Raw genomic sequence first — 19951 nt, forward strand, 5'->3', positions numbered from 1 at the left:
CCAACTCCAATCTAATCAAAGGCTGGCAATCATGCTGAAAAACTCAGATAGAACTGAACAGTGCTGAGAAACTTCTGCGTGGATTCTGTACGGGTACCTGATGTCTAATCGTCTCAAAAAAATTTTTAAACCTAAAACAGCGATGACGCTTGACTGGCAGCATTTTTATCGCGGTTTCCTGGCAGCGCTTCTCACCGCGATCGTGAGTCCCACATTCTGGAGCCAAGCGGCCCACTCCCAAGTTCAAGGGTCTTGTCTGGCTTCTCCAGCAGATATTGCCGAAAAAGAACAACTGCGCCAAGCCACCCTAGAAGGTGATCAGGCTGCTCGCGATCGCTATCAAGCCTTTCTCGTCAAAGAAGCCGAACGCTTACAGGACTGTCGCAACCAAACTTGGCCCCAAAATCAAGCCCTCTGGTTACGACTGTATCCCTGCGATCTTCAACCCGGAGCCTTAGATGCTCTCATGGATAGAATCGTTAACAAGGGCTACAACCAAGTCTATCTCGAAGCCTTTTATGACGGCCAAGCCCTTCTACCCCAGGCCGAAAATAACACCGTTTGGCCTTCCGTCGTCCGGGTCCCTGGCTATGAAAATGCCGATCTCCTAGCCCAAGGCATCCAAAAAGGCCAAGAACGCGGGCTCAAGGTCTATGCCTGGTTATTCACCATAAATTTTGGCTATAGCTACGCCCAACTGCCGGACCGCCAAGGGGCCCTCGCCCGAAATGGGCAAGGGCAGACCACCCTCACCGCCATGCAGGACCCCAGTTTGCATGAACAGGCTGGTCAAAGCTTTGCCAATCACGCTTTTATCGACCCCTACAGTCCTCAAGCGCGTCAAGACTATGCGGGGGTAATCCGGGAAATCCTCAAGCGCAAACCGGACGGGATGTTATTTGATTATGTCCGCTATCTACGCGGCGTCGGCCCTGCTTCCGTCGTCACCAAGCCCTCGGACCTCTGGATCTACAGTGAAGCATCCCAGCAAACCCTCGTGCAACGGGGTCTTAACCAGAAAGGTCAGGAATTAATCCGGCGCTACGTTACCCAAGGCTCAATTACAGCGAACGATATTGCTGCGGTCGATGCACTCTATCCCAATGAGGCAGAACCCATGTGGCAAGGGCGGAATGTCCCCCCTGGCGCTAAAACAATGGGAACCCCTGGGGAACGTCTGCCCCTCCTGCAATGGCAACTCTGGTATCTTAGTGTCGCTCATGCTGTGCAAGGAATTATTGATTTTGTGCACCTGGCAGTAGACCAAGTTCGACCTCAAGGGATCCCTTCCGGTGCGGTATTTTTCCCCGGGGGTAACCGTCCTGTTGGTCAAGGGGGATTTGATTCGAGGTTACAAGCTTGGGATCGCTTTTTGCCAGAGATGGAATGGCATCCAATGTCTTATGCCAATTGCCAAAAACCTGATTGTATTATGGAAGAAGTTGAGCGGGTTTTAAGCATGGCTCCTGAAGGCACTCAGGTCATCCCAGCTTTAGCGGGCGATTGGGGCGTTTCCGTCACCAATCGCCCGCCTTTAGAAGACCAAATGTATGCCTTACGGCGCTATTCTTCCCGGATTAACTCCGTCAGTCACTTTGCCTATTCTTGGCAAGAACCAGAATCGGACCGCGATCGCAAGTTCTGTCAACTCAATTAAGTTGTAACGAACTTCTTGGCAATCCCCGCCTGACTCCCTCAAAACATAAAAACCCGGTTGTTTAGCTCCGGGTTTTTATGTTTTAAGTGCATCAAATAAAATCAAGCCGCTCCCATGACTCCACTTCACCTTCCTCCCCTCTCCCCAAAGGAAACTACGAGCCTATTACCTAATAATTTATATCTATAAAAATAATTTCACCATCGTGGTCAAAGAGGTGCCTTGAGATTCATCCGTAAATCTCTCCAATTGCCACCCGATTTTTCCTTGATAATCATTGAGAATCGTTAAATAACCCAAGCTTGAATTGCTCCGGTCGTCAGCCTCTGCATTCTTTTCCAACTGTTCCAGATACAACTGTTCAGGGTCGCCGACACTTAATCGTTCAATGAAGGCCCGCAAATCAGCCGCCTGTTGTCCATTTATACCATTCTTGGTCATTAGGATAATCGAATCTTCATATAAATGAATTTGAAGGGTGGTGGGATGGGGCAATGTAGAATCACTAAATTTCATAGCGTTTTCTAACAATTCATTGGCGATATAGTTCACGCTCTCAGCGCTTTCTGCTTTTTTATGACAGGGATTCTCCGGGTTTCCATTTTCTCCAAAAAATGTAGATAAGTAATTAGCTACAAAGTCCGCTGATAAGCCATTATTTCGCCATCGCTTTTTAATAGAAGCCGAACTGGGGGAGAATCCCAGAATTAAATACTCGGTGCCCAGAGGCGGATTTGGAATGAAATCTCCGAATATCTCAATCATAGTATGGGGGTCTGTGTTCATTGAGGGGATGGGACAATATAGAAAAAAACATACCCATTGCTACTCGACAACTCTAAACTCTAAATTACCCTGGTCAGGGAGCCGATTATTCATCTGCTGCCCTCAAAGTGTAGGGGTGGGTTCCATTGTGATCGGACCCCTGAGACTTAAATCTCCCTTGGTCCTGCTGTTCCGGCGGATTCCCCTTCCGATAATAGAATCTATTGATGCCCTACATTCTATTATCTACCTGTAACGACCTCCTGATGGGATCTGCATCCTTTCCCTTTGACAGGATTCCCAGTTAGCAGCTAATCATTGATACAATTTATCTTTGAAAAGTTCCCCAATTGGAAAAATTAATCTACCCTTTGTTATAACACTTGTCTGAAGATTCGGGGTTGCGCCTACCCGCTATGATAGAGCGAGTCTTGACGGAATTGGACCCTCTTTTGATCCGGGGGAGGATCTGGCAACCGATGAGCAATAGGAGGCAAGATGCTCCTACGGATTAATGGTCTTGTCAGCAGGATTAAGACTCACTAAAGAGGCTAATCTATGCTTGATTTCAAGAGGTGCGGGTTGTGCTGATGAGGGGTGAGCCTGGGAAATCTCTTTCATCTGTAACGATCTCTTAGCTATCGATATTTCTTTTATAGAGAGTACCTCGGAGTCCTTCGGATCTAACAGACTCGGAGTGGGTGCTAGAAAATAAGCGATCGCTCGTGTTTCACCCCGGAAAGAATAGGGTTAAGGATATTTTGCTACGCCTCACTCACTTTCTCCATGCAGGGGTTCCTTTTTTACAGAAAATGCGCCAAAATTCTGTTAGAGTCCAGAACAAAGCATCTCTGAATCCAGGACTTTTGGAAAAACTGGGTTCCTGAATTTAACCCTCCCCAGCCAAAAACAACAATCCCGCCAGCACAAGTCTGGCGGGATTGCGTTTTATATCCCTTTACTAAAAAGACCTACTGGCCTATCTAATTCTATTAAGTATCTTAAAAGTTGAATATAATTAACCTTGCCAAGAGGTGCTGTAGCTTAAAATACAAAATTCAGTTTTTTTGGCACAGCCCGGTTTGGATCCAGGGTGAGGACAGTCTGAGTAGATTGTTGAAATCAAGGCGATCGCTTCCTTCGGAAATGGATCTACAGCAGCCGAATAAACAGGGAGTCATCTGCGATGGAGTGAACTGTTTATGAAACGGCTGTTTTGGATTAGCATCATGGGTTTATCTGCAACCCTCATAGCGGCGGTACAAATTAAATCTCAACCCTTAATTTTATGTGATTATGAGGTGCCTCCAGTCTGTAGTGACCCCAGCGGATGCCACCCGGAACTCGTCTGCTCACCGTTGTCCGAGGCGATCGCTTCGGCGCGGAAAAATTAGGGGGTTCCAATGCTCAGTGCTAGATTTAACAAGGGTTTCCGGGTTGTGAGCCAAAAAGGACCATCACCGAATGCGATCGCCCCAGTGGGGAGTCTCCTCTACATCGGCCAAAGCACGTCAAAAGCACGATCAATAAATTGGGTACAGTGACTCCCACTTAGAGGGAATGGAAATTTGGGGTGATGCTTCATCCTTAACGTTGCAAGTTCGGCCCTAAATTCTGCTGGAAAGCTGTAGAACCCGTCGGAGTAATAAACCCGAGTCATTTTGAGGATTCTGGGTTGAGAGTTCCCGGCGGTCCAAACTTTTGGAAAAACTGAATCTGGATTATTCAAAAACCTAGGCGATCGCCTCTTGAAAAACCCCTACATTCCCAGGGTTATTGAGGCGATCGCCTAGGTTTTTGCATCCTTTAATCCTTTAATGGCGGTGATTATTATTATATTTAATTCTCGCCCCTGCCCATTGTAACTTTTCCCGTAAGGTCTGATAATAGGAATAATTTTCCTGTAAAATAATAAACTTTGCCCGACAATCTGCCATTCGGACATCCACCCGATGTCCCGGCCAAATTGAAGTAGCCATTACCCCATCCATCCACAATTTTGTACTCAAATCCGGGTCTGCTAAAGGCCAAATACTGACCACGGCTCCTGGGGGCAACACAATCGGACGACTGGACAAACTCAGGGGACAAATGGGAGTCACGGCGATCGCCTCCATCCCATCATGCATAATCGGGCCATTTGCCGAAACCGTATAACAGGTTGAACCCGTAGGGGTTGCCACAATCAGACCATCTCCCTGATACTGATCCACCACCTCCCCATCAATTTCCATTTCCAGAATCGAGGTGATCATCCGGTCTGCTGCTGCCGGTTTAACACACATTTCATTTAAGGCCAAAAAGCGATCGCTCGCCGGTTTCATATTCGTATGATGACCCTCATAAACCCGTCCTTGGAGCATCATTCGGCGTTGAATCGCATAGCGGTCTTCTAACAAGCGATCCCAAACTCGTTCCGTATCTTTAAACTCCTCAAAGTGTTCCGTAATAAACCCCAGATGCCCGCCCACATTAACCGCCAACATCGGAATTCCCTCCGGAGCCAGTTGTCGAGCCGCTGCTAGGGCCGTCCCATCCCCCCCAAACACCACAGCCAAATCAATTGGACTGGTCGAGGAAGCCAAAAAAACGGGATAGGGATTATCCTTAGACCCACTGGGTCCTACTAAAACATGACACCCGCGATTTTCCAACTCCCGAGCGCATCGATCGGCCCACCGTCGAGATAGGTCATCTCCGGCTTTATGAGCAATAATTGCATTTTTTAGCTGCACTTGAGACTAACCCCCTAACCGTTTTATTTTTTTCTGGGCATTCATTAGTTTATCCAGTCAGCCCATGAGCTATTGTACGAATTCCTACGGTTTATCACCCTGGAGCGATCGATTTATCCTCCATTCAGGTGATCTCTTCCTGACTCTGGTTGTCGGAACCCCTCACCTCTAAATCTCCTCAAAATATCCTCCTTGAGGATGCTGATTGCACCATTCCACCGAAACTGAATGGCAGTCCCAAACAGCCTCACCCAAAAATTAGAAACCGGGTCTCTTTTAAAAAACCCGGTTTAATAGAGTCATAGCCTCGCGAAGCAGACTCTTCTTACCATTTCAGGAGATTGAACTGTTCCATATCCACCGTATCCCGGTTCCGATAGATCGCCAGGACGATCGCCAAACCCACTGCCGCTTCCGCCGCCGCCACAGTAATCACAAACACCCCAAAAACCTGACCCTTAATTGTAGCGGAGTCCAGGAAATTAGAAAAGGCGATTAAATTCAAATTCACGGCATTTAACAAGAGCTCAATCGACATCAACACCCGGACAGCGTTGCGACTGGTAATCAAGCCATAAATGCCAATGCAGAACAAGGCGGCTGCCAAAACTAAAAAGTATTCGAGTTGCAGTTCCATTAATCCTCATCAGTATCTTACTAGCGTTTGAATGATTAAGGGGCGATGAAATTCACCCCTTAAAACGGTAAAAGTTCAAAACCTTGGATGTCCTTTTACCCCGTTCATTCTTGGGTTTCCACCCGATTTCCCCGGAGAGCCGGGACAGGTGTGCGGGGACGTTCCGGCAGTTTCAAATCCAGTTCCGCTGAATCGATTTGAGCTTTTCGCTCTGGCGGAATCAACTCCCGACGGGCCAAAATAATTGCGCCGACCATTGCCATCAACAACAGTACAGAAGCTAATTCAAACGGCAGTAAAAAATCGCTGAATAAATGTTCTCCAATCTGCACAACGGTATTTTCTGCCGTTGCCGCAGTCGGTGTCACGGCCCAAGGAGTTGAGAGGACCATCGTGCTTAACAACGCGAATAATCCCAAAGCGACGAGGGCTGTTGCTCCCCGCCGGATCCAGTAATTGGGAAGGTTTGTAAAATCCTCCTGTTTGTTGACCAGCATGATGGCAAACAAAATCAGCACATTAACGGCACCGACATAAATCAAAATCTGGGCCGCTGCTACAAAATCAGCATTGAGCAACAGATACAAACCGGCCATGCTGATAAACACACCGCCTAATAGAAAGGCCGAATAAACGACCTGAGACAGGAGGACGACACCCAAGGCTGCTCCTATCATCATCACGGCCAGCAGGCCAAACGAAACTATCTGAACGCCTTCCGCTAAATTCACTGTATTTGTCCTTTGTTCTTTGTCCTTTGTGCTTTGTCGGGGGTCATTTGTCTGGGGTCATTGGTTTGGACCATTCTTCATTTTAAGTGAAACTATCCCCTAGGATTCTTTGACAAATTTCCCCTATTTTTCTGTTTTTTCTGTGGATTGTTCTTGTTCCATTTGTTCCCGAATTTCTTCGGGACGTAGACCCGCACGACGAGAGTTTGGGGGCAAATCATGGGGAGAGATCACGCCTTTGGGTAGATAGGCGAGTTCTCTGAGGGGGGTCACCATTGGATCGTCAGTGACCTTGTACGGTAAGCGTCCCATTGCCACGTTATCAAAATTCAATTCGTGGCGATCGTAAGTGGAAAGTTCGTATTCTTCCGTCGCGGAGAGACAATTGGTCGGACAGTATTCTACACAGTTGGCGCAGAAAATACAAACGCCGAAGTCAATACTGTAGTGTTTGAGCTGTTTCTTTTTGGTTTCTTTGTTGAATTCCCAATCCACCACGGGCAGGTTAATCGGACAAACACGGACGCACACTTCGCAGGAAATGCACTTATCAAATTCAAAGTGAATCCGACCCCGATAGCGTTCGGAAGGAATTAGTTTTTCGTAGGGATATTGCACGGTCACCGGACGGCGGCGCATATGGTCAAAGGTCACGGAGAGTCCTTGACCGATATATTTGGCCGCTTGAACGGTTTCTTTGGCGTAGTTGCTAACTTGGTTAAGGAATTTGAGCATAGTGTTCTCGGCGATGACTGCTAGGTGATAGGGAGTGGTGACCTGAAGTCAAGATGAAGTTAAGCGATCGCTCAATCACTGGGCAGTTTTTGAACGAAAGAAAAGCCCGCTTACCCACCAAAGGCAACGGGAAAGGCCAACTTTAAGGCGGCAGTTAAGAGCAGATTGACCAGAGAAACGGGCAGGAGGAATTTCCACCCTAAATCGAGGAGTTGGTCAATGCGAACGCGGGGTAAGGTCCAGCGCATCAGAATGGCGAGGAAAACAAAGAAGTAAGCCTTGAGCAGGGTCATGGTGATGCCGAGGGTTCCGGTAATCACTTGCAGCCAAGGGGTGGTTTCGCTGACACCCAGCCACTGTCCTAGGAGTTCTACGGGGATCGGAGATTCCCAGCCACCCAGATAGAGCACGGCGATTAGGAGTGCCGAGAGGACGAGGTTGACGTAGGAACCCAAGTAGAACAGGGCGAATTTCATGCCAGAATATTCGGTTTGATATCCGGCGACGATTTCTTCTTCTGCTTCAGGGAGGTCAAAGGGTAAGCGTTCGCATTCCGCGAGGGCCGCAATCCAGAAGATGATAAAGCCTAGGGGTTGCCGCCAGATGTTCCAACCGAAAATGCCATAGCTGGATTGCTGTTCCACAATGTCGAGGGTGCTCAGGCTGTTGGACATCATCACGACTGCCAGCACACTGAGGGCCAGGGGAATTTCATAACTGATGGACTGGGCGGCAGCGCGCAAGCCACCGATCAGAGAGTATTTGTTATTGGAGGCATAACCTGCCATCAGTAAGCCGATCGGCTGAATGCTAGAAAGGGAAATCCATAAAAAGATGGCCACCCCGACATCGCTAATGATGAGATTTTGTCCAAAGGGGACGATCAGGAAGGAGGCGAACACGGGGACTACCACCAGGACGGGCCCGAGGGTAAAGAGGATGGGGTCAGCTTTCGCTGGGAGGATATCCTCTTTGAACAAGAGTTTGAGACCATCGGCGGCAGGGGCTAAGATTCCCAAGGGGCCGATGTATTCTGGGCCGATGCGCTGTTGGACCGCAGCAGAAATTTTTCGCTCTAGCCAGACGGTTACAAGCACGCCAATTGTGGCAACAACTAGCATGAGCACCATAGGAATTGGCATCCAGATGGCTTTTGCTGCTCCCGCCGGAAGGCCCAAATCTGCGAGCGCTTTTATAAAACTTCCTTGTAGGTCTATACCTGGGTTCATGCTTCCTATTGAGAGTGTGAAGATTTCTTACGACTCGGTTAAATGCAATAACAGTATAACGCTCGATGGACGCCAGAACTCTGGGAGAGGCTTGAGTTTCAGTGTTTAGGGAGCATCTCCATTTTTTGAAGAGACCTAACTCCCCAGCCCCCTTACCACCTCTGATCAGGCCCTCTCCTACAAGGAGAGGGAGGTATAAGGAATGAATGTCTTTTCACGGAAGGGGGAGAAAGAGGTCAATTCCCCCCCTCCAGCAATAAAAAAATTGGATTATTCTCCCTTTTGTAAAAGAATAGGGCCTGATCAGAGGTAGAGAAGCGGAGAGTTAGGCAACAAAAAGCCCTCAGATTATGACAATCCAAGGGCAATGGTGGCGATCGCGCCTAGATGGATGATTCTCCTTAAAAGAAAAATCGGGACTCAGACCCAACCCGTGAGTAGAGGTCCCTCCAGTCCAGACTCGACCTAATTCCGTGGCGATCGCTTTAACGTTCGGCGATCGGAATATAAGGCGCGTTATGAGTTCCGGTATAAATTTGGGTCGGACGGTAAATCCGGTTTTCACCCAGTTGCTCTTTCCAATGAGCCAACCATCCTGCCACCCGGGAAATCGCGAAGATTGGCGTAAACAAATCCGTAGGAATCCCCAACTTCCGATAAACCAGACCCGAGTAAAAGTCCACATTGGCATAAATGCCTTTGTAAGCGAGTTTTTCCTCCACCACTCGCTCCAGCTCTACAGCAATGTCATAATAATTATCCCGGCCAAACTTCTCAAACAATTGTTCAGCGAGACTTTGGAGGATAATCGCTCGAGGATCCTTAACTTTGTAGACCCGGTGACCGAACCCCATAATCTTAGATTTAGTCTTCAGACAGTTTTCAATGTAGGGTCGGACATTTTCAACCGAGCCAATGGCCTCTAACATATCAATCACTTCTTCATTGGCCCCCCCATGTAAAGGACCAGCCAGAGTTCCCACCGCTGAAGCTACCACCGCATAAGGGTCCGTCAAGGTGGAAGCCGTCACCCTTGCTGAAAATGTCGAAGCATTGATGGTATGTTCTGCATGAAGAGTCAGGCAGATGTCGAACACACTAGCCTCTAGGGGATCTGGCTCTTGTTCGGTCAGCATATACAGAAAGTTGGCCGAATAGTCCAGATCGTCCCGAGGTTGAATCGGGTCATTCCCTTTCCGCATCATTTGGAATGCCGCCACCATTGTAGGAATTTTTGCCAACAACCGGACCGCAGCAGCGCGAATATAGGCTGGATCGTCTAAAGCCCGACGGGAATAGAATAAGCCGAGGGCAGCAGCTGAGGCTTGCAGGGCGTCCATCGGGTGACCGCTTTCGGGAAAACATTTCATCATGTCCCGAATGCGATATTTAATGCGGCGGTGGTAGCGAATTTCGTTCTCAAATGCGTCGAGTTCGTCCTGGGTCGGGAGTTCACCCCAGATCAATAAATAGGAGGTTTCCAGAAAGGTGCTTTTGAGGGCCAGCTCTTCGATGGGAATATTGCGATATTCCAAAATTCCTTTCTTCCCATCCACAAAACTGATACTGGATAGGGTGACCGGAACGCCTTCTAACCCGGGCTTAAATTCAAAACCGGTCTTTAGTTCGTCCGCGACAGTCATAGGTTTAGCCTTCGCTGTAATTAAATATCTTCAAGCTAACTTATCAGATCTCCTTGGACTGTTCCTGCTTTTACAAAAATCCTTTATAGAGCAGCCCCTGAACATCCACCGCAGGTAAGGGGATAAAAGGTTTGGATTTCAATGCTTTCAGAGCTTGGGGTGCAGAAATCACGCCGGAGGACGGACGACTGGTTAGTGATGAATTGATGATTTAGGTAACCCATCATCCATAACCAATCAGCAATTAATTTATAGCAATAATTTGGGGGAGGTCAGCCAAAATAGAGAGCTATTGCCCACCGGATCCCCAGTTTCAGGGATGACCAACCCAATCACCCCAGCTTTTTTGAGGAGCAGTCCTTCTTTGGCTTCTCCCCACACCAAAATTTCTGCCCAGTTGCCCTGATCCGGCTGATGTCCGACGAGGGCCAAACAATGGCCGCCATTTTGACGCCATTGTTGATACCAGTTCAGCCAGTTATTGATATCGCCATTCGGGACCAGGGAAGTGGATTCTTTAATCTGATGCCCCAAACCAGCGGTTTGGAGAATATCCGCCGTTTGCATTGCCCTCAGCAGAGGACTGGTCAAAATCAGCTCGAAATGAATATTCAAATGATGCAGACGGTTGGCGACTTTCCGGGTTTTTTGAATCCCCTCCTTGGTGAGCTGGCGCTTCTCGTCAGGGACATGATCTGCCCGGTTTTCGGCGATCCCATGCCGGATAAAATAAACTTTAGAGGGTGTTTTCATGAATCTCATTTTCCTGGTGAGGCTGGATTCCGGAGGGCGAAACCGTGAGCTAGACCGGAGAAATATTGCCCCGGTTGGAAACTGACCCAGGGGCCCAGAATGCCCCCGAGGGATATTTTCCTAAAGCGCCCCACTTGGGTTTAAGCTCTTGTGGAGTCGGGTTCTAGGGGTTGTCGTCAATGCCTAAAAACTAAAGTTCGCGCTGAAACTCTTCTAAAATGCTGAGGAGATCCATTTGTTCTCCGGTGGGAATCAGATCAACCAGGGGAATTTGTCGCCTTCCTCCCCCGAGATTGACATTGATTCCGGCGAGGACTTGGACCACATCGGATTCATTGACGGGTGCATTGTTGCTGACTAAGGGATAGAGTTGTTCAGCCACGAGGGTGTGGAGATGAGCGTCATCTAAGCGCAGCCGCCATTTGGCGACATCGATATAAACGCGATCGGCAATCTGAGCAGCCAGGGCTTCTATTTTTTCAGTGTTACTGGAATTAGCCATTAGATTCTTCGGAATAGTTTGCAATTGCGAAAATATAAACCCCATGAGCGATTAGCAGCAGTAGCCAAGCGCTGGTGAGCCAAGGGGTCCAGGGCCAGGGGGAAGATTGCCATGCCCGGAAAAACCAGAGCCCGGAATTGCTGGCCGCAAATAGGGCGACATGGACGGCGAAATTCATGCGATCGTCGAGTTTCCGGTAATCCGGTTCGCTGCGATCGGGTTGACGAGGCCAACGAGGTGGCATAGATTACCTTTTTTTTGAAATGAAGTTGCTCGGGTTTTGGTCCGGGCTTGTACTTTTAAAATTGTAAGTCTTCGCTACCTCGGATGAATGAGCGATCGCCCTTCATTGCCGTTGCCGGTCCTCGGTTTTTAGCCAAGATTTATTAACAAGCTTCCAAACTAGGGGGCTGTTCCATGCAGTTCCCGGAGGGATTACCGGACGAATTGCCCGATTCCCAGGGAGGAAGAAGATTTTTTCCCCAGTCTTAGTTCAAAAAACACAGGATAAAATGCAAGTAGCAACCTTCACCACCCCAACCACCCCAGCAGCTTTGTGATTCCTTCGCGCTTATTCCGGCAACATTCTCGCAATCGCCAGACCGCTCTGGCAATCATTCCCTTAGCTAATGAAGCAGCGACTTTTGACGCCTATCGACTCTTACAGTATCACGGGATTTCCCCGGAACATCTGGCGATTGTCGGTGAAGGGTACAGTTCTCCGTCTCGTGTAGGTTTATTAGAACCCATGCAAATTGCGGTGGACCAAGCTCGCCGGTTTTTGATGGTGTTTGCCACAATGGGGTTCCTGGTGGGGTCGGCATTGGTTTTGGCCTTACACCTGGGACTGATTAACCCCCTGGGTTTTAACCCGCTGTTGCTCATTCCGGGGGTTGTGGCGATCGCCGCTGTTTTGGGCGGAATGGTGGGCGGGTTAATCGGCTTTTTGGGCGAGGGTTCCACGGTGGGCGTTTATCATCATCATCTCCGCCAGGGCGGGTATTTGTTGATGATTGAAGGCTCCCAACAACTCGTGACCCTCGGTGAGCAGGTTCTCAAACCTTATGCCACTCCCAAAGCGTTTTAATTCGCTTGATAGTCTCCCGATTTTCCCCCAGTCTTGCTCTCTAGGCGAATGCTCTCAATGGCGATCGCCTTCGATAACGCTTTGGCCATGTCATAAAGGGTCAGTGCCGCCACGGAAACTGCCGTTAACGCTTCCATTTCTACCCCAGTTTCTGCTTTGGTTTTGACTTCGGCGAGAATCCGATATCCGGGAAGCTCCTCGTCGGGCAAAATCTCTACATCAATTTTGTGCAAGGGTAAGGGATGACACAACGGAATCAACCCCGAGGTTTGTTTGGCTCCTAAAATTCCCGCCAGTCTTGCCGTCCCTAAAACATCTCCTTTCGGTGCATTCCCGGCTTGAATCTGGTCAAACGTCGCCCGATCCATCCGGACCTGTCCCGAGGCGATCGCCTGCCGATGGGTGACTGCTTTTTCCGACACATCCACCATCCGCGCTTGTCCTTCAGCGTCTAAATGACTTAGCTGATAAGGGTTTGGGGAATTTTCAGAATTTTTTTGAAAAGGGGGTTTCATTTTCCAAAAGCCTGTGTTAGTATTATTAAGCGGTAAGGGCTTGTAGCTCAGTGGACTAGAGCACGTGGCTACGGACCACGGTGTCGGGGGTTCGAATCCCTCCTAGCCCGTTTATTACAATCTAAACAGATTTTGGGTGTTGAGTTAGCTTAGGATAACTCAGCACCCAAAATTTTTTGTTCCTCGGTCAGGATGACTTTTGCAGGGCATACAGGTCGCGATCGCGACCCAAAGCAAACTTCACCGATTGGCGTAAGTTCATATTGGACTGGGTAAGAAAAATCCCCAATGCTACGAAGGCCATCACCGAAGCGATCGCAAAAATATTTCGATAGCCTAAATCTTCCGCCATCACCCCCAAAATCGGCCCAGCCAAAGCGATCCCCAAATCAAACCCGCCAATACACATGGCAAACAATCGCCCCCGTTCCTGGGGTGCACAGCGGTCTGCAACCAGGGCCACCATCATCGGCAGAAACGTCCCTGCGCCACATCCTTCCACCGCCCCAGCCAGTAAAAAATCCCGGCTATCCTGGGCCGTCCACAGCAGCACCATTGCCAGACAGTAGGCCAGTAAACCCCCGGAAATAAATAATCCCCGTCCGTAACGGTCCGAGGCGCGACCCGTGAGCAGACGCATACTAAAACTTACACTCGCCGCTGCGGTATAAAACCATCCCGGATTAAAATCACTGGCGGTTTCCTTAATAAACAAGGGGACAAAGGTCGCCACCGCTCCAAAAACTAACCCGATTTGCAGCATCACCAGAGAGGGAATTCGGACGCGAGGACTCCATAACATCCGCCAAAATGAATCCGCTTTGGCGTTGGGAGTTGCTGAGTCTTTACCCAGTGCAGGGGAAGTTAAATCTTCCCGTAAAGGTTCACTGACGAAGTAGAGCAACAAGAAACTGAGCAGTCCCAATCCAAATGCCATAACAAACAGGGGAGGGTAACCGGCAGCTTCCAGTAAAAACCCTCCGAGGGCGGGTCCGATCGCAACCCCTAGGGGAGTGACCACACTCATATATCCAATTAATTCGCCTCGATTGCGATCGGGGGCTAAATCGGTGATTAAGGCACTGTAAGCGGTGGTAAAAGCAGCGACACTAATGCCGTGAAATGCCCGTAATGCCATCAATAGGGGAATGGAATCAGCGAAGAGATATCCCAAAGGGGCGATCGTTGCCACCGTGGTCCCCAACCGTAACACAATTTTGCGACCCCGGCGATCGCTCAGGGGTCCTAACCAAGCTCGGGAAGGCAGTAAACCCAGGGCAAATGCCCCCATCACCAGGCCGATTTGTCCTCTCGTCCCCCCGATATGCTCGACATAAAGCGGCAGTGTGGGCAGCAATGAAGCCAGAGAAGCCCAAAACAATAAGCCTGCGGCAAATAATCCCAACAGGCTATGGCGACGCTGCGGCTCTATCTCTAAAAATACCTTCAAAACCTTAGTTCCTTTTCTTCCACTGCAACAAATGAGTGAGCTAGGGCATGGGTCCAGTAACGGGAAGACCAACTGGATTTTTTGACAAAATTTCTGCCCAGAAAGCCACAAAGAAAGGGCCAAACACCCGATTTCTTGTCCCTGGGCTCTCATCCTCTCCCGATACCCAAGGAGGCCGCAATCTGCCGACCCCCTCTTTCATGCTACTGATTTTTCCGCAGTTTGTTAAAGAATGTTAAGATTTCGACGCTTTAGGTTTCGGAGTCTTGTGGCAAATAACTCCTTAAAACTCGCCCTGCACCCCGGAGTTGTTGATAATAGTTACGACTGACAGGATCATCGCTGTTTTCCCCGAGGACATCGATGCCGATGCCGTTGCGTCCCACTTTTTTTCCGGAACTGTGGATATAACGACCCTCCCCGAGATAAAGGCCAACATGGGTGGCTTTTTCTGGCGTTCCAAAAAAGAGGAGATCCCCCGCCTGCAATTCGTCGAGGGGAATGGGTTGGGTAAAGGCTTCCTGTTGATAGGCATCCCGAGGTAACCAAACTTCAGCGACCCGGAAGGCAGCCTGCATTAATCCAGAACAGTCATAGTTGGGGGCGACGGTCCCTCCCCAGAGGTACTCATTGGGAACGCTCATTGCCTGGTGGGTAAAGGCAATGATGGCGGGGATTTGGGGTTCTATGTGGGTCCGGTCAAGGGCGATCGCCTGGTAAGGGGACTCGGCTAAGTCCAGATTCTCCAAATCCGTGAGGGCCAGCCATCCGGGATAGTCATCTTCACATAACTTGACCCCCACAGCCCCCTCCGTCGGAGGAAGGACAATTCTCAGCAGACGGCCCTCGGATGCCTGGGTTGCCAGGGCCTCACACTGCGGGGAATCATACAGATTCAGATCCACTCGGCAGCGATATTGCGGTGCATCGGACCCTTTAGAAGCTAGATTAAATTGAAGCTGACTCACCAAGACCATAGTTTTAGAAATAAATGCTTAATTGTTAAGGCACAGTAACGCGACTGCCGCAGGAAAGTCGCTAGAAGCGAGAATAATTGATTCTGACTTCTAACGTTTGAATTAAACAACCTCAGAGAGAACCATGACATTTTTCCGCAAAGACGAGCAACTCGAAAACTTAGGCGATCGCATTTTAGCGGCAACCTGGGAGCAATTCCCCCAATTAAACCGCAACCAACTGGCAATGACTTGGGTGGTTTATGACCCACCCGTTTCGGTGAATACCGGCGGTGCCCTGAGTCCCGATGCGTTTTGGGACCATCCCGTGCGCGGATTTAACTATCGCGGCGTGGAACGGATTTATCCGGCGAGTGTGGTCAAGCTGTTCTATCTCGTCGCGGTTTATGAATGGATGGAAAAAGAGATGATTCAGACTTCCCCGGAGTTAGAACGGGCCATCCGAGATATGATTGTGGACTCCAGCAATGATGCCACGAGTCTGGTGGTGGATGTGCTAACTGGGACTACCAGTGGTCCAGAATTGTCCTCGGGACCGTTTGAAACCTGGAAGCATCAGCGCAATTTAGTCAATCGCTATTTTCAGTCTCTGGGATGGCCGGAATTGGAATCGATTAATGTTAATCACAAAACCTGGTGTGATGGGGCTTATGGTCGGGAGCGGGTTTTCCTGGGAGAGTTAATGGAAAATCGGAATATGCTGACCACCAATGCAACGGCACGCCTGCTGCATAGTATTGTCGGTGGGGTGGCGGTTTCAGCGAAGGCGACCACGGCGATGATGAAGTTAATGAAGCGATCGCTAGAACCCGAGGACCTGGCGGAGGACCCGGAAAATCAAGTCACGGGGTTTTTGGGTGCGGGTCTCGATCGCCAAGCACGGATTTGGTCGAAAGCAGGTTTAACCAGTACAGTGCGCCACGATGCGGCTTATATTGAATTACCGGAACAGCGCCCTTATTTATTGGTGGTCTTTACTGAAGGGAAGGCGCACAGCAAAAATGAAGCCATTTTGCCCTTTGTTTCCCAACAAGTCGCCCAGGCGGTGGGTTCGCTGTAAAACTGGGTTGGTTTTGGCGTTTTTGGGGGGTGAGGATTTTTCTGGGTGAAAGCTCAAGCCGATCGCCTCGGTTTGGCGTGGGTTCGGGTTCTGGATGAGTCTGTGGAGGGGGATTCATCCGTTAAGGCTGAATTCTCATTTTCAGAATAAATAATTCCCCCCTTTAACATTGAAGTAACTATTAGGAGTCACTGTGAAGTTTCTATCGATCGCAACTGGTGTTTTTCTATTCGCTCTGATTACTCTCCCGGGTGGGAGTGGTCCAAAAAAAGCAATGGCCGAGTCATTCTCTGGCGATGTCGCTAGGGAATTGGGCTTAAAGGCGATCGGTCCGTTGCCGGAGGATACCTCTGTTGGACCACTCTCTTGGGAGGTCCCGTCAGAAGGGGTCAATCCACCCCCGTTACTCGCGGCTGAATCGGATAATTTTGCGGAATTATTAACGGGAACTACAGCAATTACTACCCCCCATTATTTCAGAGTTCCCAGTCCGCAAACGGTTCCCCACAACCCTGCTACTGAAGCGGAAAATAATCCGGTTTTGGCTCAACGAGATCGCGATATCGAACTGGGTCGAACCAGTCGGGGAGTGGGTAACTATATCGGTGCTGCCATTAATATTGGGTTAAGTGATGATGCTAGTCCCTTGGGAGGAGGCAGTTTTGCCTTGACGAGTAAAATTGGCCTCGCGGAGCAAGTGTCTGTGCGTCCTTCCCTCTTGTTTGGAGAACACTTGATGGTGATGGTTCCGGTCACCATTGACTTTCCCTTTGCGGCTACGGACGATACTTTACAAGTCGATGTTGCTCCTTATATTGGCAGTGGTATCGCGCTTTCTACGGATGAGGATAATTTCATTGGATTTTTTGGCACCGTGGGAATTGATCGAGTCTTGTTTGACCGCTTTGTTGCCAACGCTGCCTTAAATGTTGGGTATGTCGAGGAGGTTGAAGTCGGGATCTTTGTGGGGGGAGGGTATCGGTTCTAAATGCCTCTGCTGTAACCCCTTTCGGTTAAGTTCCTTATCCAATTAGCGATCGCCCTTTCCCTCCATTTTCGGTAAAAGTGGACTATTCCGCCCTCTCCTATTTGTTAAATTTTGTTCACACAACCCCCAAAATACATCTCCGGGAAGATTGCATCTGAGGGTGAGATGGATTAAATTAGCAATGTTTTAGCATCTGCCCTTCTCGGTTATCCCAGCCTTGTCCTGGAAGGGCAGATGGCTAGGAGTTTTTGCTTTTAGTTTGCGGATTTCGCGGTTTATGGAACAGTCTGATTCATTGGGAAAATCTCGGTGCTTTGTTCTGAAGAATCCATTGCGTTCAATCGCCAATTCCTTTCCCGCCAATTTCACTTTCCCTGAACCCGAACTCATGCAAAAACAAAGCAAAATAATTCACATTTATTGATGAATTTGGAGGGCTATGATGGGTGTGAGGAAAAAATGGGCAGGATATAGTGCTTTGATGGTATTACCTTGGTTAGGGATCCAGCAGGCATTACCTGCTACAGCGCAAGATTTCAGTCTCCCCGAACAACCCAGTCAGGAGATACACTGGCTCAGGGACCTAGAGGCACAACCGACTCAGGAAGACGGTGAGACTTGGATACCGCAACTCACCAAAACTGACCGCACCAGTCTTGAGGATTTGGGACTGTCCATTGACTTTAATCAAGGGGACTTTGTAAAGGACGCAGCTATCCTTCCGGAAAACAGCGAAGCGCAATTCCCCCCGGAATCGGAAATGGATCGGGAAGCACAACCGACTCAGGAAGAAGACGAAACGGCGATCGAGCAACTCACCGAAACTGACCGCGCCAGTCTTGAAGATTTGGAATTATCCATTGACTTTAATAAAGGGGATTTCGTAAGGGGTGCAGCTATCCTTCCGGAAAACACCGAAGCACAATCCCCCTCGGAATCGGATCTGGCTCAGGCTCGTTTTCCCACTTATCGCTACAGCGCAGGTTTGGATTTACCCAACTTTGGCTGGGTCAGGATGGACGGTCCCGGCATTGATAGCGTCCTGGGTATTAACGTGGGACTCGGCGTCTCCTACAAAAAATACTTTCAACCTGCGGTTCCCGGGCAGTTTACTGGATCCTGGGGCGTGGGAACCCTTGCTTTAGTCTTACCCTACGCCACCATTGGTGGGGATTATCAGTGGGATAACGGCTGGTATGCCGGGGGCAATATTGGTGCCGGTTTGTACTTCTTTGACGATGTAATTCCCTTCCCCGTTGGCTATATCGGCGTAGGTTATCGCTGGTAAGGATTACCAACACCGAAACCACCCCTAATCAAAAATCCCCCAGGACCTTGGCAAGGCCTGGGGGATTTTCAAAATAACTCGCTCTCTACTAACCCATTCCCATGCAGAGTAAGATGAGAGCAACTCAGAGTTGCCGAGAGTTAACGCTCGTGAGTCTGGTTGTTTGAGAACGGAGAGGGAGGGATTCGAACCCTCGTTACGATTAAAATCGTAAAACAGATTAGCAATCTGCCGCTTTCAACCGCTCAGCCACCTCTCCAAGGTGTCTTGAGACATCATAGCAGGTTTTTTTCGGTCTGAAAAGACCTTTGGCGAGGAATTTTCCAATTTTTTTGAAAAAACTGGATAAGACCTGAGATATTGCACCCGTGGCCATAACCGTTGGGGGTTGAAACCTCCGCAAGGGCTGGTGTCCCCAGTAGGTTCTGAAATGAGGACGGGAGGACCTGGGCACAGGCGGGGCCCGGTTCAGGGTTTTATCTCGGACGCGGGTACAGGATTAGAACCCTGGAATCAGAAACCGGGTTTTTTGGGTGTTCCAAGAAATAAATCGTATAAACGTTCGTAGTGACTCCTTTAGGAGTCATTTTTAAAGAAACCCCTAAAGGGGTTACTACAAACGTTCGTTTTGCGGGTTTTATTTTTTGGAGGTGCCTTTAGCCTCCAGATTACAAAGCCCGTAAGAATTTTGTCAAGAAACCCGGGTGATCTTCTCAATGCTGTACCCTGAACCAGGCAGGTCTAAGGAAATTGGCGTGAAATCCATGCTTTTTTGCCGGTTTATTGTCCCTTAAAGACAAATATAGCCAGACTTCTGGGGGAGATTTTCAAAAAAGATTAAAAGATGATAAACTATTGAAACTTTCAATCCAAAGTGAGTCACCTGACTCAACTCGCCCAAGCCCTCAAGTCGGTTGGATTATGAAGAGTAACCCTATCTAGTAGCGAATTGTCTCTCACGTTAACCCGGGAGGGAAAAAAGTGAGCTGTAATCAGGTAAGAAGCGGTATTGCTGCTTAACCCAGTGTGATCAAACTAATGCCCGCGATCGCTGATGATCGAAAACCCCATTTTCAACGAATGTCAAGGCTAGATTCGGGTAAAAGCTGCAACATTCGCGATTCTAAATAATCAGGCAGGAGCAGGCGATCGCGTCGGACTGCTTTGTGCTGTTTGTCGAATTCCGGTGAAAACAAAAC

Annotated in this window: 20 protein-coding genes and 2 tRNA genes; 7 read left to right on the plus strand and 15 right to left on the minus strand. The window is 49.1% G+C overall.

The genetic code is table 11. The features are described from left to right. Positions 1-142 precede the first annotated feature (142 nt). Positions 143-1657, plus strand: coding sequence for a glycoside hydrolase family protein (locus NG795_RS16960; protein ID WP_367289830.1), 1515 nt, complete (start codon positions 143-145; stop codon positions 1655-1657). A 183-nt stretch (positions 1658-1840) separates the two neighbouring features. Here NG795_RS16960 and NG795_RS16965 read toward each other — a convergent pair whose 3' ends face one another. Next, on the minus strand, positions 1841-2422 hold the full coding sequence (locus NG795_RS16965; protein ID WP_367289831.1) for a slr1658 family protein: 582 nt from the start codon (positions 2420-2422) through the stop codon (positions 1841-1843). 1202 nt (positions 2423-3624) lie between these two features. On the opposite strand from NG795_RS16965, the gene NG795_RS16970 reads away from it, so the two are divergent. After that, a complete protein-coding gene (locus NG795_RS16970) occupies positions 3625-3816 on the plus strand; it encodes a hypothetical protein (RefSeq protein ID WP_367289832.1) in 192 nt (63 codons plus the stop codon). A gap of 420 nt (positions 3817-4236) precedes the next feature. On the opposite strand, the gene NG795_RS16975 is transcribed toward NG795_RS16970, so the two are convergent. The 9 genes from NG795_RS16975 to NG795_RS17015 all read right to left on the minus strand — a co-directional run bounded on the left by NG795_RS16975 (position 4237) and on the right by NG795_RS17015 (position 11631). Continuing rightward, positions 4237-5157 (minus strand): NAD(+) kinase, encoded by a 921-nt coding sequence (locus NG795_RS16975; protein WP_261204739.1) that lies wholly within the window; start codon positions 5155-5157, stop codon positions 4237-4239. A gap of 325 nt (positions 5158-5482) precedes the next feature. Further along, positions 5483-5788: an NADH-quinone oxidoreductase subunit NuoK gene (gene nuoK / locus NG795_RS16980; protein WP_198017903.1), complete on the minus strand. Its 306-nt coding sequence runs from the start codon at positions 5786-5788 to the stop codon at positions 5483-5485. A 110-nt stretch (positions 5789-5898) separates the two neighbouring features. Continuing rightward, the gene (locus tag NG795_RS16985) at positions 5899-6525 is read right to left on the minus strand and encodes an NADH-quinone oxidoreductase subunit J (RefSeq protein ID WP_367289833.1); all 627 of its coding nucleotides are present in this window, start codon (positions 6523-6525) and stop codon (positions 5899-5901) included. Positions 6526-6648: 123 nt separating this feature from the next. Then, positions 6649-7260 carry an NAD(P)H-quinone oxidoreductase subunit I gene (gene ndhI / locus NG795_RS16990; RefSeq protein ID WP_367289834.1) on the minus strand — a complete coding sequence of 204 codons (612 nt, stop codon included), beginning with the start codon at positions 7258-7260 and terminating at the stop codon, positions 6649-6651. Between the two features lie 110 nt (positions 7261-7370). Continuing rightward, positions 7371-8489 (minus strand): NADH-quinone oxidoreductase subunit NuoH, encoded by a 1119-nt coding sequence (gene nuoH / locus NG795_RS16995; RefSeq protein WP_367289835.1) that lies wholly within the window; start codon positions 8487-8489, stop codon positions 7371-7373. A 485-nt stretch (positions 8490-8974) separates the two neighbouring features. Beyond that, a complete protein-coding gene (locus NG795_RS17000) occupies positions 8975-10132 on the minus strand; it encodes a citrate synthase (RefSeq protein WP_367289836.1) in 1158 nt (385 codons plus the stop codon). 249 nt (positions 10133-10381) lie between these two features. Continuing rightward, complete coding sequence (gene sixA, locus NG795_RS17005; RefSeq protein WP_367289837.1) at positions 10382-10885, minus strand: phosphohistidine phosphatase SixA; 504 nt, start codon at positions 10883-10885, stop codon at positions 10382-10384. A 190-nt stretch (positions 10886-11075) separates the two neighbouring features. Continuing rightward, positions 11076-11387: a DUF3181 family protein gene (locus tag NG795_RS17010; protein WP_367289838.1), complete on the minus strand. Its 312-nt coding sequence runs from the start codon at positions 11385-11387 to the stop codon at positions 11076-11078. After that, positions 11380-11631 carry a 2TM domain-containing protein gene (locus NG795_RS17015; RefSeq protein ID WP_367289839.1) on the minus strand — a complete coding sequence of 84 codons (252 nt, stop codon included), beginning with the start codon at positions 11629-11631 and terminating at the stop codon, positions 11380-11382. The genes NG795_RS17010 and NG795_RS17015 overlap by 8 nt, the downstream gene beginning before the upstream one ends. Before the next feature lie 312 nt (positions 11632-11943). On the opposite strand from NG795_RS17015, the gene NG795_RS17020 reads away from it, so the two are divergent. Further along, positions 11944-12474, plus strand: coding sequence for a hypothetical protein (locus tag NG795_RS17020; protein WP_367289840.1), 531 nt, complete (start codon positions 11944-11946; stop codon positions 12472-12474). Here the strand turns inward: NG795_RS17020 and moaC are convergent. Continuing rightward, positions 12471-12989 carry a cyclic pyranopterin monophosphate synthase MoaC gene (gene moaC, locus NG795_RS17025; RefSeq protein ID WP_367289841.1) on the minus strand — a complete coding sequence of 173 codons (519 nt, stop codon included), beginning with the start codon at positions 12987-12989 and terminating at the stop codon, positions 12471-12473. The two genes, NG795_RS17020 and moaC, sit on opposite strands and share 4 nt — an antisense overlap. A gap of 36 nt (positions 12990-13025) precedes the next feature. On the opposite strand from moaC, the gene NG795_RS17030 reads away from it, so the two are divergent. Beyond that, positions 13026-13099 (plus strand) — tRNA-Arg (locus tag NG795_RS17030). A gap of 77 nt (positions 13100-13176) precedes the next feature. Here the strand turns inward: NG795_RS17030 and NG795_RS17035 are convergent. Then, on the minus strand, positions 13177-14439 hold the full coding sequence (locus NG795_RS17035) for an MFS transporter (RefSeq protein WP_367289842.1): 1263 nt from the start codon (positions 14437-14439) through the stop codon (positions 13177-13179). Between the two features lie 251 nt (positions 14440-14690). Then, positions 14691-15416 (minus strand): C40 family peptidase, encoded by a 726-nt coding sequence (locus NG795_RS17040; protein WP_367289843.1) that lies wholly within the window; start codon positions 15414-15416, stop codon positions 14691-14693. Between the two features lie 124 nt (positions 15417-15540). Here NG795_RS17040 and NG795_RS17045 point away from each other — a divergent pair, with 124 nt between their 5' ends. The 3 genes from NG795_RS17045 (at position 15541) to NG795_RS17055 (ending at position 18752) form a co-directional block, all read left to right on the plus strand. Next, positions 15541-16476 carry a serine hydrolase gene (locus NG795_RS17045; protein ID WP_367289844.1) on the plus strand — a complete coding sequence of 312 codons (936 nt, stop codon included), beginning with the start codon at positions 15541-15543 and terminating at the stop codon, positions 16474-16476. A gap of 274 nt (positions 16477-16750) precedes the next feature. Then, positions 16751-17464, plus strand: coding sequence for a hypothetical protein (locus NG795_RS17050; RefSeq protein ID WP_367289845.1), 714 nt, complete (start codon positions 16751-16753; stop codon positions 17462-17464). 478 nt (positions 17465-17942) lie between these two features. Further along, on the plus strand, positions 17943-18752 hold the full coding sequence (locus NG795_RS17055; RefSeq protein ID WP_367289846.1) for a hypothetical protein: 810 nt from the start codon (positions 17943-17945) through the stop codon (positions 18750-18752). Between the two features lie 170 nt (positions 18753-18922). On the opposite strand, the gene NG795_RS17060 is transcribed toward NG795_RS17055, so the two are convergent. Together NG795_RS17060 and NG795_RS17065 are read right to left on the minus strand one after the other, a co-directional pair. Continuing rightward, positions 18923-19011: transfer RNA gene (locus tag NG795_RS17060), tRNA-Ser, on the minus strand. Positions 19012-19825: 814 nt separating this feature from the next. Continuing rightward, positions 19826-19948: a hypothetical protein gene (locus tag NG795_RS17065; protein WP_367289847.1), complete on the minus strand. Its 123-nt coding sequence runs from the start codon at positions 19946-19948 to the stop codon at positions 19826-19828. Positions 19949-19951 lie beyond the last annotated feature (3 nt).

The organism is Laspinema palackyanum D2c (assembly GCF_025370875.1).
Lineage (GTDB): Bacteria > Cyanobacteriota > Cyanobacteriia > Cyanobacteriales > Laspinemataceae > Laspinema > Laspinema palackyanum.